The following is an 11,546-nucleotide window of genomic DNA, read 5'->3' on the forward strand; positions in this document are numbered from 1 at the left end:
CCGGGCTTCGGTTCAGGCGGCGGCGAGCGGGGAGAGCAGCGTGCGCACCTCGTCGGCCTCGGACGAACCCGCGGCGTCGTAGATCGCCAGTGCCTCACGCCAGCAGGCGCCGGCACGGCCCGACTGGCCGAGCGCCGCCAGCGCCTTGCCCAGCACGGTGAGGGCGTTGGCCTTCATCCAGTCGCCGCCGATGCATCCGATCGCCAGCGCCTGTTCCGCGTGCTGGGCCGCCTGCGGGAACCTGCGGGCCGCCATGTGGACCTGGGCGACGCGGAAGTGGGTCGTGCCCTCCCACAGACGCTGGCGGTTCTCGGTGAAGATCTGGAGCGCCTCGCCGAGCTGCGTCAGAGCCTCCGCCAGGCGACCGGCCTGGGTGAGGACGATCCCCGAGGCGTACCGAGCGTTGGCGAGACGCACCGAGAGACCGAGCTCGTCGTATATCTCCACGCCTCGCTGGGCGAGTTCCACCGCCTCGGAGCTGCGGCCCATCGAGGCGAGCGTGCGGGAGAGGTTGCAGACCGCGCTGGCCTCGCCAGGCTTGTTGCCGTCCGCCCGAAAGGCGTGGACCGCCCGCAGGAAGTAGCCCTCCGCGTCGGAGTACCGGGCCGTGCAGAGTGCGATGATGCCCAACTGGTTGGGAGCGGTGCTGGTCGTCCAGGGGTCGCCGGCCGTCTCGTTGAGGGCGTCGGCGCGCCTGGCCTCCCGCTCAGCTTCGTCGAAGCGTCCCGCCTGGCTCAGAACCTGCGCCAGCGTGATGCGCGCTCGCACCTCCGCGTGGACCTCTCCCTGCCCGGCGGCGGCCCGGGCCGCGGCCACGGCCGTCGTCTCGTAGCGGCGTGAGCCGGCTCCGGACTCCGCCAGGTCGATGGTCGCGAGGAGCAGATCGACGGCCCGGCGCAGGGTCGCGGCATTCAGTGACTGCTGCACACAGGCGAGCAGCGGTTCCGCCTCCGAGTGCAGCCAGTCCAGGGCCTCCGTGGCATCGGTGAAGGCCAGACCGTCGTAGTCACCCTCCTCCAGGTGCGCCACGGTCCGGTCCCCCGGCCGTTCGATCGCGTACACCCGGGCCGCCGTGGCCAGATAGAAGTCCAGCAACCGCGACAACGCCGCGTCCCGCTCGCTCGGCGGCCACTCGTCGCGTTCGGCGCAGGCACGCGCGTAGAGGCGTACGAGGTCGTGGAAGCGGTAGCGGCCGGGCGCGGCGGACTCGAGGAGGGACGTGTCGACGAGGGACTCCAGGAGGTCCTCCGTGTCGTCGGCGTCGAGGCCGAGCGCCGCGGCGGCCGCGGCGAGGGAGATGTCGGGGCCGTCCGCGAGGCCCAGCAGGCGGAACGCGCGGGCCTGGGCGGGTTCCAGTGCCCCGTAGCCCAGCTCGAACGTGGCCTTGACCGCCAGGTCGCCCGCCTGGAGCTCGTCGAGGCGACGGCGTTCGTCGGCGAGCTTCGCGGCGAGCACCGACACCGTCCAGGTGCGGCGGGCGGCGAGCCGGGACGCGGCGATGCGGATCGCCAGCGGCAGGAAGCCGCAGGCGGCGACCACGTCGAGCGCGGCCTCCCGCTCGGCGGCGACCCGCTCCTCGCCCACGATCCTCGTGAAGAGGGCCAGCGCCTCGTCAGGGGACATCACGTCCAGGTCGACCAGATGCGCCCCGGCCAGGTCGACCATCCGCACCCGGGAGGTCACCAGCGCGGCGCAGCCGTCCGTGCCGGGCAGCAGCGGCCGTACCTGCGCGGCGTCGCGGGCGTTGTCGAGGAGGACCAGGACCCGTCGGCCGTCGAGCATCGAGCGGTACAGCGCGGCCCGCTCCTCCAGCGAGTCGGGGACGGCCGAGTCGGCGGTGCCGAGGGCGCGCAGGAAGGCGCCGAGGACGGTCTCCGGCTCCGCCGCCCGGGGGCCCGCGCCCTGGAGGTCGACGTACAGCTGGCCGTCGGGGAACGCGGACCGGGCCTGGTGGGCCACGTGGACCGCGAGGGTGGTCTTGCCGACGCCGCCGATGCCGGCCAGCGCGGAGACGGCCATGACGCGGCCCTCCGCGGAGGTCAGGACGTCACGCAGCTCGGACACGAACGCGGCGCGGCCCGTGAAGTCGGGCACGGTCGCGGGGAGTTGCGCCGGACGCACGAGGACCGCGGCGGGCTCGGCGGCGGGCGCCGAGGGCTCGGCGAGGCCCGGGTCCGCCTTGAGGATGCGGTCCTGGAGCTCCCGCAGGCCGGGCCCCGGGTCCACCCCCAGCTCGTCCGCCAGCAGGCGCCGCGTGTCGGCGTAGACCGCCAGCGCCTCCGCCTGGCGTCCGCTGCGGTACAGCGCCAGCATCAGCAGTTCGCGCAGCCGCTCCCGCAGGGGGTGCGCGGCGGTGAGCGCCGTCAGCTCGGAGACCGCCTCCGCGTGGCAGCCCTGCTCCAGGTCCATGTCCAGCCGGGATTCGAGGAGTTGCAGGCGCCACTCCTCCAGCCGGACGCGCTGGGCGTCCGCGTACGGGCCGGGCACCCCGGCCAGGGGCTCGCCGTCCCACAGGGCCAGGGCGCGCCCCAGCACCTCGCGGGCCTGGCACAGGTCACCGCCGTGCCGGGCCTTCTCCGCCCCGGCGGCGAGGTCCTGCGCCACCGTGAGGTCCAGCGACCCCTCGTCCAGGCCTCGCACCGCGTAGCCGCCGGACTCGCTGACCAGCACACCCGCGTCCAGCACCTTGCGCAGCCGCGAGGCGTAGGTCCGTACCGCGGCGAGGGCCTGCGAGGGCGGCTCCTCGCCCCACAGGGCGTCGATCAGCTCGGCCGCGGTGGCCGTACGGCCCTCGCGCAGCAGCAGGGCCGCCAGCAGCGCGCGCTGCTGGGGGGAGCCGGTCGGCAGCGGCTCCTCGCCGCGCCAGGCACGCACCGGTCCGAGCACACCGAAGCGCAGCGGCGCGGGCTCGTCCGAGCCTCGGCGGCGCTGCTCCGGCACTCGCGGTACCCCGTCCATCGACGTCCCCCCTAGGGCCTGTCCGGCTCCAGACATCCCGAACAACTCCGTCAGTTTGCCTTGTGCACGGCGGATGCGTCAGCCGTGCGAGACGCCGATCACAGAGCGGCTCACGGGAGTCCACAAGGCCCTCACATCTCCTCCTCGGCGACAGGGTTACTGACGGTCCGTCAGATCGGCGCTACGGTGGCCGACATGGACTCCAACCACGCCTTCCCGCGCATCATTTCCGTCGACGACCACACCGTCGAACCCCCGGGCGTCTGGCAGGACCGGCTGCCGAGGAAGTACCTGGACACCGGACCCCGGATCGTCCGCGCCCCGCTGAGGGAGATGACCTTCCTCGGCGGCCGCTTCAAGCCCGTCATGGGCGAACCGGGCACCACGGACGGCCCGGTCGGCGACTGGTGGGTCTACGAGGACCTGCACCGGCCGCTCACCCGCCTGGACACCGCCGTCGGGTACGACCGCGACGAGATCCGCCTCGAGGTGATCACCTACGGGCAGATGCGGCCCGGGTCGTACGACGTGCCCGCCCGGCTCGCCGACATGGACGTCAACCACGTCCAGTCCGCCCTGTGCTTCCCCACCTTCCCCCGCTTCTGCGGCCAGACCTTCACCGAGGCCCGCGACCGCGAGCTGGGACTGCTGTGCGTGCGCGCGTACAACGACTGGATGGTGGAGGAGTGGTGCGGGCCCGAGGCCGGCGGCCGGCTGATACCGCTCACCCTGATCCCGCTCTGGGACGCGCGGCTCGCCGCCGAGGAGGTCCGGCGCAACGCCGCCCGGGGCGTGCGGGCCGTCGCCTTCTCCGAGATCCCCCCGCACCTCGGCCTGCCCTCCGTGCACACCGACGACTGGGACCCCTTCCTCGCCGCCTGCGACGAGACCGGCACGGTCATCGCCATGCACATCGGCTCCAGCAGCCGTATGCCGTCCACCTCCGCCGACGCCCCGCCCGCCGTCGGCTCCACCATCACCTTCGCCAACTGCTGCTTCTCGATGGTCGACTGGCTGATGAGCGGCAAGTTCGAGCGGTTCCCCGGCCTGCGCGTGATGTACGCCGAGGGACAGATCGGCTGGATCCCCTACGTCCTGGAGCGCGCCGACGTCGTCTGGGAGGAGAACCGGGCATGGGGCGGCGTCGCCGACAAGGTCCGCCGGCCACCCTCCGAGACCTTCGCCGGTCATGTCTACGGCTGCTTCTTCGACGACGCGTTCGGGCTGCGCAACCTGGACGCCGTCGGCGTCGGGAACGTCCTCTACGAGACCGACTACCCGCACTCCGACTCCACCTGGCCCAAGTCCCGCGAGGTCGGCGAGGCCCAGATGGCCCACCTCGACGCCGACACCGTCACCCGGATCGTGCGCGGCAACGCCATCGAGCTGCTCCAGCTCACCCCCGAGGGGCTCTGGGCGCCGTGAGGTACGGCATCCAGCTCCCGGTCCAGTCCCAGAGCATCCTCTACACCGAACCCTGGGAGACCACCGCAGGTCCCGAGGACCTGCTCGCCGTCGCGCGCGCCGCGGAGGCGGCCGGCTTCGCCTACGTCGCCGTCTGCGACCACGTCGCCGTCCCGCGCCGCCTCGCGGCCGCGATGAGCACGGTCTGGTACGACCCCGTCGCCACCCTCGCCTACCTGGCCGCCGCCACCGGCCGCGTCCGGCTGCTCTCGCACGTCGCCGTGGTCGGGCTGCGGCACCCGCTGCTCACCGCGAAGCAGTACGCCACCCTCGACCACCTCTCCGGGGGCCGGCTCGTCCTCGGCGTCGGGGCCGGGCACGTGGCCGAGGAGTTCGAGGCGCTCGGGGCCGACTTCGCCCGGCGCGGGGCCGTGCTGGACGAGACGATCGACGCGCTGCGCGCCGCCCTCGGCCCGGAGGAGTATCCCGAGCACCACGGCAAGCTGTACGACTTCGAGGGCCTCGGCCAGCGGCCCCGGCCCGCCCAGCCGCGAGTGCCGCTCTGGGTCGGCGGCTCCTCGGCGCCCGCCGTGCGCCGGGCCGCGCTCAAGGGCGACGGCTGGCTGCCGCAGGGCGATCCGCGCGAGCGGCTGGCCGGGCGGATCGCCCGCATCCGGGAGCTGCGAGAACGGGCCGGACTGAGCGGACCCTTCTCCTTCGGGGCCATCGCCGAGCCGCTCCACGTCGGACGGCCCGCCTGGGACGTGGGCCGGCGCTGCCTCTCCGGGAGCCCGGACGCCCTCGCCGAGTCCCTGCGCGCCTACCGGGCGATGGGCGTGGACCAGCTCCAGGTGCGCTTCCGCAGCCGCGGCCGCACCGAACTCACCGACCAGATCGCCGCGTTCGGCGCCGAGGTGGCGCCGGGGCTGTAGAGGAGGACCGATGGGCAAGCTGGACGGCCGCGTGGTGATCGTCACCGGCGCGGCACGCGGCCAGGGCGAGCAGGAGGCCCGGCTGTTCCGTCAGGAGGGCGCCGAGGTCGTCGTCACCGACGTCCTCGACGAGCCTGGCGAGGCGCTCGCCAAGGAACTCGGCGCGCTGTACCTGCATCTCGACGTCGGCACGGAGGACGGCTGGCGGGACGCGGTCGCCGCCGTGAAGGAGGCCCACGGGCGCGTCGACGGGCTGGTCAACAACGCGGGTGTGCTGCGCTTCAACGCCCTCGTGGACACCCCGCTCGACGAGTTCATGGAGGTCGTGCGGGTCAACCAGGTCGGCTGCTTCCTCGGGATGAAGGCCGTGGCCCCCGAGCTGGCCGACGGCGGCACCATCGTCAACACCGCCTCCTGCACGGCCCTGACCGGCATGGCGGCCGTGGGGACGTACGCGGCCACCAAGCACGCCGTGCTGGGGCTGACCAGGGTGGCCGCGCTGGAGCTGGCCGGGCGCGGTATCCGGGTCAACGCCATCTGCCCGGGTGCCGTGGACACCGCGATGTCCAACCCGGCCCGGCTGGACCCGGACGCCGACCCGGAGGGGACCGGGCGGGCGCTGGACGCGCTGTACCGCAGGCTGGTGCCGCTCGGGCGGATCGGCAGGGCCGAGGAGGTGGCCCGGCTGGCGCTGTTCCTGACCTCGGAGGACTCCTCGTACATCACCGGGCAGCCGTTCGTGATCGACGGCGGCTGGCTGGCCGGGGTCGGCGTCCTCTGACACCCGCGGACCCCTGGATCTGACTGTCCGTCAGCTATTGACCATCCAGGGCCGCGGTGCCACAGTCCCCTATCTGACGGGAAGTCAGAAACTCGGCACACTCGACCCCGGGACGGTGAACCTCCGTGGAATTCGGGCTCTTTGTACAGGGATACGTGGGCAAGCGCGCCGAGACCGACCCCCTCGCCGAGCACAAGGCGCTGATGGAGGAGACCGAGTACGTCATCCAGGCGGACAGGTCCGGGTTCAAGTACGCCTGGGCCTCCGAGCACCACTTCCTGGAGGAGTACTCCCATCTGTCCGCCAACGACGTCTTCCTCGGCTACCTCGCGCACGCCACCGAGCGCATCCACCTCGGCTCCGGGATCTTCAACCCCCTCGCCCAGGTCAACCACCCCGTGAAGGTCGCCGAGAAGGTCGCGATGCTCGACCACCTCTCCGAGGGCCGCTTCGAGTTCGGCAGCGGGCGGGGGGCCGGGTCCCACGAGATCCTCGGCTTCCTGCCCGGCATCACCGACATGAACCACACCAAGGAGATCTGGGAGGAGACGATCGCCGAGTTCCCCAGGATGTGGCTCCAGGACGAGTACGCCGGCTTCCAGGGCAAGCACTGGTCCCTGCCGCCGCGCAAGATCCTGCCCAAGCCGTACGGGGCCTCGCACCCGGCGATGTGGTACGCCGCCGGATCCCCGCCCTCGTACGCCATGGCCGCCCGCAAGGGCCTAGGGGTGCTCGGCTTCAGCATCCAGAAGGTCTCGGACATGGAATGGGTGCTGGAGCAGTACAAGACGGCGATCGTGGACGCGCGGCCGGTCGGGGACTTCGTCAACGACAACGTGATGGTGACGACCACGGCGATCTGCGCGCCCACGCACGCCGAGGCGATCGAGATCGCGGTCAACGGCGGACTGCACTACCTGCCCTCCCTCGTCTTCCGCTACCACGACACCTTCCCGCGGCCCGAGGGGTTCCCCGTCTGGCCCGAGACGCTGCCCCGGTACACACCGGAGTTCGTCGAGGTGCTCATCGAGGAGGAGCTGCTGATCTGCGGCGACCCCGACGAGGTGCTGCGCCAGTGCAAGCGGTGGGAGCAGGCGGGCGCGGACCAGCTGAGCTTCGGACTGCCCGTCGGGGTGCCGAAGGAGGAGACGCTCCAGACGATCCGGCTGATCGGCGAGCAGGTGATCCCGAAGATCGACACGGATCCCGTGCACCGGACCACGCGGTTCCGGCGGGGGGCCTGAGCCCATGCTCGACCACGTCATCGCCGGGGCCACGGTCGTCGACGGGACCGGACGCCCCGCCCGCACCGCCGACGTCGGTCTGCGCGACGGCCGTATCGCCGCCGTCGGCCGGATCACCGAGGCGTCCCGCACCCGCGAGGACGCCTCCGGGCTCGTCCTCGCCCCCGGGTTCGTCGACCCCCACACCCACTACGACGCCCAGCTGTTCTGGGACCCGTACGCGACCCCCTCCCTCAACCACGGCGTGACCACCGTCGTCGCGGGCAACTGCGGCTTCACGCTGGCCCCGCTGAACCCCGCCCGCCCCGAGGACGCCGACTACACCCGGCGGATGATGGCGAAGGTGGAGGGGATGTCCCTCGTGGCGCTGGAGGAGGGGGCGCCCTGGACCTGGAGCACCTTCGGCGAGTACCTGGACGCGCTGGACGGCCGGATCGCGGTCAACGCCGGTTTCATGGTGGGCCACTGTGCCCTGCGCCGGCATGTGATGGGCCCGGAGGCGGTCGGCGGGCAGCCCTCGACGGAGCAGCTCGACGCGATGCTGCGGCTGCTGCACGAGGCCATGGACGCCGGGGCCTGGGGCCTGTCCACCACCCAGTCCTCCACCCACTCCGACGGCGACGGCCGCCCGGTCGCCTCCCGGCACGCGCTCCCCGCCGAACTGCTGGCCCTGTGCGGGGCGGTCGGCGAGCACGAGGGCACCCAGATCGAGGCGATCGTGGCCGGCTGCCTGGACCGCTTCAGCGACGCCGAGATCGACCTGCTCGCGGAGATGAGCGCGGTGCCCGGGCGACCGCTCAACTGGAACGTCCTCACCGTCGACGCGGCCGTCCCGGAGCGCGTGCCCCGCCAGCTCCTGGCGAGCGAGCGGGCCCGCAAGGCCGGCGGGCGCGTGGTCGCGCTGACCATGCCCATCCTCACGCCGATGAACATGTCGCTCGGCACCTTCTGCGCGCTCAACCTCATCCCCGGCTGGGGGCCCGTCCTCGGCCTGCCCGTCCCGGAACGCGTCCGCCGCCTGAGCGACCCGGAGGTACGGCGGGAGATGCTCCGGCAGGCCCGCTCCGAGGAGGCGGGCGTCTTCCGCCGCCTGACCGACTTCGGTCGGTACGTCATCGGCGACACCTACAGCGAGCCCAACGCCGGACTCACCGGCCGGGTCGTGAAGGACATCGCGGCCGAGCGCGGCCAGGACCCGTTCGCCTGCCTGGTGGAGATCTGCGCGAACGACGGCCTGCGTACCGTCCTGTGGCCCATGCCCACCGACAACGACCCGGCCTCCTGGGCCCTGCGCGCGGAGACCTGGCGGCACGAGGACGTGCTGCTCGGCGGCTCCGACGCGGGCGCGCACCTGGACCGGATGTGCGGGGCGCCGTACACGACCCGGTTCCTCGGGGACTGTCTGCGCGGGCGCGGGCTGGTCGGCCTGGAGGAGGCGGTGCGGATGCTGACCGACGACCCGGCCCGGCTGTTCGGGCTGCGCGGGCGCGGGCGGATCGAGGAGGGGTTCCACGCCGACCTCGTCCTGTTCGACCCGGAGCGCGTGGACGCGGACAAGGCCACGCTGGTGCACGACCTGCCGGGCGACAGCCCCCGCCTGGACTCCCGGGCCCTCGGGATACGGGCCGTGCGGGTCAACGGGGTCGAGGTGATCCGCGAGGACGAGGTGACCGGGGCAGTGCCGGGCAGGGTGCTGCGCTCGGGCCGCGACACGAGGACGGTGGCGACCAGGTGACCGGCCGGGACACCCGGGCGGCGGACGGCCAGCGGCTGCTGATCGGCGGCGCCTGGACCGAGCCCGACGGCGGCTACTACGACGTCGTCGACCCGGCGAGCGAGAGGGTCGTCGGCCGGGCGCCCGAGGCCTCGCGGGCACAGGTGCACGCGGCCTGCGCAGCGGCCCGCGAGGCCTTCGGGACCTGGTCGCGCACCGCGCCCGAGGAGCGGGCCGCCCTGCTCGCGCGCGCCGCGGCCGTCATCGGCGACCGGGCCGCCGAGTACGCCCTGCTCGCCCAGGCCGAGACCGGCGCGACCACGGCCACCGCCCGCGCCCTCCAGGTCGGCGTGGGCGCCGCCCGCTTCCGCCGCTACGCGCGCCCGGAGCCCGCCGAGTGGCCGATCGCGCCGCAGGTCAACGAGGCGGGACCGATCGGGAGGGCGGCGGTGATGGGGGCCCTGGCGGTCCGCCAGCCCGTCGGCGTGGTCACCTGCGTCACCTCGTACAACAACCCCTGGGCCAACCCCGCCGGGAAGGTCGCCCCCGCGCTGGCCATGGGCAACACGGTCGTCGTGAAGCCCGCGCCGCAGGACCCGCTGTCCGTCTACCGGATGGCCGAGGCGCTCCAGGCCGCGGGCGCCCCGCCGGGCGTGGTCAACGTGGTGTCCGGGCGGGCGGTGGCCGTGGGCGAGGCGGCCGTGGACTCGCCCGACGTCGACATGGTCAGCTTCACCGGCTCCACCGCGGTCGGCCGGAGCATCGCCGAGGTGTGCGGGCGGCACATGAAACGCCAGCTCATGGAGCTCGGCGGCAAGGGTGCGGCCCTGGTCTTCGACGACGCCGACCTGGCCTCGGCGGTGTCCGGCATCGGCACGACCTTCTCCTTCTACAGCGGCCAGATCTGCACGGCCCCGACCCGGGTGCTGGCCCAGCGCGGGATCTACGAGCGGCTGATCGGCCAACTGGCCGCGTACGCCGCCCGGCTGAAGGTGGGCGATCCGCGCGAGCGGGACACCGTCGTGGGACCGCTGATCTCGGCTGCCCACCGCGACCGGGTCGAGTCCTATGTCGAACTGGGCCGCAAGGAGGGGGCGGTGATCGTCACCGGCGGTGAACGCCCGCCCCTGGAGAAGGGGTTCTTCGTCGCGCCCACCCTGCTCGCCGACTGCACCAACGACATGCGGGTGGCCCGCGAGGAGATCTTCGGCCCGGTGGTCGTGGTGATCCCCTTCGACGACGAGGAGGAGGCGGTGCGTCTGGCCGACGACTCCGACTACGGCCTCATCGACTACGTCTGGTCCGCCGACACCGCGCGCGCGTTCCGGGTGGCCCGCCGGCTGCGGGCCGGAGGGGTGGGCGTCAACACGGTCGCCCGCAACATGGAGGCCCCCTTCGGCGGCTTCAGACACAGCGGTGTGGGCCGCGACTGCGGCTCCTACGCCCTGCACGCCTACAGCGAGGTGCAGTCGATCGTATGGCCGGGCTGAGCGCCCGGACGGCCGGGCCGGCACCCGCCTCGGGGCGCGGACGTCCGACTCCGGCCCCCGCGCTCCGGCCCCCGCGCTCCGGGCCCCCCGCGCTCCGGCCCTCGGCACCGAGAGTGATGCCGACTGGTCGGTATGGACAGATGAACCGCCGAACGGTAGAGATGGGTCATGCGTATCGCCGTCACCATCTTCCTCACCGACGAGACGATCACCCCCGTACGGCTCGCCCGTGAGCTGGAACAACGGGGCTTCGCCGGGCTGTACCTGCCCGAGCACACCCACATCCCGGTCGAGCGGACGACCCCGTACCCCGCCGGCGGCGAACTCCCGCGCGAGTACGGCCGCACGTTCGACCCCTTCGTCGCGCTCGGCCAGGCCGCGGCCGTCACCGAGCGGCTAGGGCTCGGCACCGGCATCACACTGGTCGCCCAGCACGACCCGATCGCCCTGGCCAAGCAGGCCGCCACGCTGGACCATCTGTCCGGCGGCCGTCTCACCCTCGGGATCGGCTTCGGCTGGAACGTGGAGGAGGCCGCCGACCACGGCGTGAAGTGGCGCGACCGCCGAGAACTGGTCCGGGACCGGATGCGGCTGATGCAGGCGCTGTGGACGGAGGAACCCACCGGCTACGAGGGCGAGTTCGGCGGGGTGCGGCCCAGCCACGCCCACCCCAAGCCCGCCCGGAAGCCGCGCGGCCCGGTGACCGGCCCCCGCACCCTGGTCGGCGGGGCCGCCGGGCCCAAGCTGTTCACCCACATCTGCGAGTACGCCGACGGCTGGCTGCCCATCGGCGGCCGCGGACTGTCCGGGGCCCTGCCGGTGCTGCGCGCCCGCTGGGCCGACGCCGGACGCGACCCGGACGCCCTCCGGATCGTCCCGTACGCCGTCCACCCCACCCCGGGCAAGCTCGCCCACTACGCCGACCTCGGCATCGAGGAGACCGTGGTGCAACTGCCGCCCGCGGGCGAGGCGGAGGTGCTCGGCGCGCTGGACGCGCTCGCGCCCTTCCTGGCCGGGTAGAGC

The 11,546-nt window shown here is 73.4% G+C and carries 8 protein-coding genes; 7 read left to right on the plus strand and 1 reads right to left on the minus strand.

Annotated elements, in window-relative coordinates; translation table 11 throughout:
- Positions 1-12: 12 nt before the first annotated feature.
- Positions 13-2,958 (minus strand): BTAD domain-containing putative transcriptional regulator, encoded by a 2,946-nt coding sequence (locus ACFYR0_RS18045; RefSeq protein ID WP_389328367.1) that lies wholly within the window; start codon positions 2,956-2,958, stop codon positions 13-15.
- Between the two features lie 195 nt (positions 2,959-3,153).
- Between ACFYR0_RS18045 and ACFYR0_RS18050 the strand changes: the two genes are divergently transcribed.
- The 7 genes from ACFYR0_RS18050 to ACFYR0_RS18080 all read left to right on the plus strand — a co-directional run bounded on the left by ACFYR0_RS18050 (position 3,154) and on the right by ACFYR0_RS18080 (position 11,543).
- Positions 3,154-4,383 (plus strand): amidohydrolase family protein, encoded by a 1,230-nt coding sequence (locus tag ACFYR0_RS18050; protein ID WP_389328370.1) that lies wholly within the window; start codon positions 3,154-3,156, stop codon positions 4,381-4,383.
- Positions 4,380-5,294, plus strand: coding sequence for a TIGR03619 family F420-dependent LLM class oxidoreductase (locus tag ACFYR0_RS18055; protein WP_389328373.1), 915 nt, complete (start codon positions 4,380-4,382; stop codon positions 5,292-5,294). The genes ACFYR0_RS18050 and ACFYR0_RS18055 overlap by 4 nt, the downstream gene beginning before the upstream one ends.
- A 10-nt stretch (positions 5,295-5,304) precedes the next feature.
- Positions 5,305-6,075 (plus strand): SDR family NAD(P)-dependent oxidoreductase, encoded by a 771-nt coding sequence (locus ACFYR0_RS18060; RefSeq protein WP_389328376.1) that lies wholly within the window; start codon positions 5,305-5,307, stop codon positions 6,073-6,075.
- Between the two features lie 125 nt (positions 6,076-6,200).
- On the plus strand, positions 6,201-7,319 hold the full coding sequence (locus ACFYR0_RS18065) for an LLM class flavin-dependent oxidoreductase (RefSeq protein ID WP_389328379.1): 1,119 nt from the start codon (positions 6,201-6,203) through the stop codon (positions 7,317-7,319).
- 4 nt (positions 7,320-7,323) lie between these two features.
- Entirely contained in the window at positions 7,324-9,054 is a 1,731-nt protein-coding gene (locus tag ACFYR0_RS18070; RefSeq protein WP_389328382.1) for an amidohydrolase family protein, read from the plus strand.
- The gene (locus tag ACFYR0_RS18075; RefSeq protein WP_389328385.1) at positions 9,051-10,523 is read left to right on the plus strand and encodes an aldehyde dehydrogenase family protein; all 1,473 of its coding nucleotides are present in this window, start codon (positions 9,051-9,053) and stop codon (positions 10,521-10,523) included. Before ACFYR0_RS18070 ends, ACFYR0_RS18075 begins: the two co-directional genes overlap by 4 nt.
- A gap of 168 nt (positions 10,524-10,691) precedes the next feature.
- Positions 10,692-11,543, plus strand: a complete 852-nt coding sequence (locus tag ACFYR0_RS18080; RefSeq protein WP_389328388.1) for a TIGR03619 family F420-dependent LLM class oxidoreductase — start codon at positions 10,692-10,694, stop codon at positions 11,541-11,543.
- Positions 11,544-11,546: the final 3 nt, after the last annotated feature.

This window comes from Streptomyces sp. NPDC005017 (assembly GCF_042873115.1).
GTDB lineage: Bacteria > Actinomycetota > Actinomycetes > Streptomycetales > Streptomycetaceae > Streptomyces.

Excerpts from the sequence above, each read along its gene's own strand:
- ACFYR0_RS18045 (WP_389328367.1), bottom strand. The coding sequence starts at position 2,958 with ATGGACGGGGTACCGCGAGTGCCGGAGCAGCGCCGCCGAGGCTCGGAC.
- ACFYR0_RS18050 (WP_389328370.1), top strand. The coding sequence starts at position 3,154 with ATGGACTCCAACCACGCCTTCCCGCGCATCATTTCCGTCGACGACCAC.
- ACFYR0_RS18060 (WP_389328376.1), top strand. The coding sequence starts at position 5,305 with ATGGGCAAGCTGGACGGCCGCGTGGTGATCGTCACCGGCGCGGCACGC.
- ACFYR0_RS18070 (WP_389328382.1), top strand. The coding sequence starts at position 7,324 with ATGCTCGACCACGTCATCGCCGGGGCCACGGTCGTCGACGGGACCGGA.
- ACFYR0_RS18080 (WP_389328388.1), top strand. The coding sequence starts at position 10,692 with ATGCGTATCGCCGTCACCATCTTCCTCACCGACGAGACGATCACCCCC.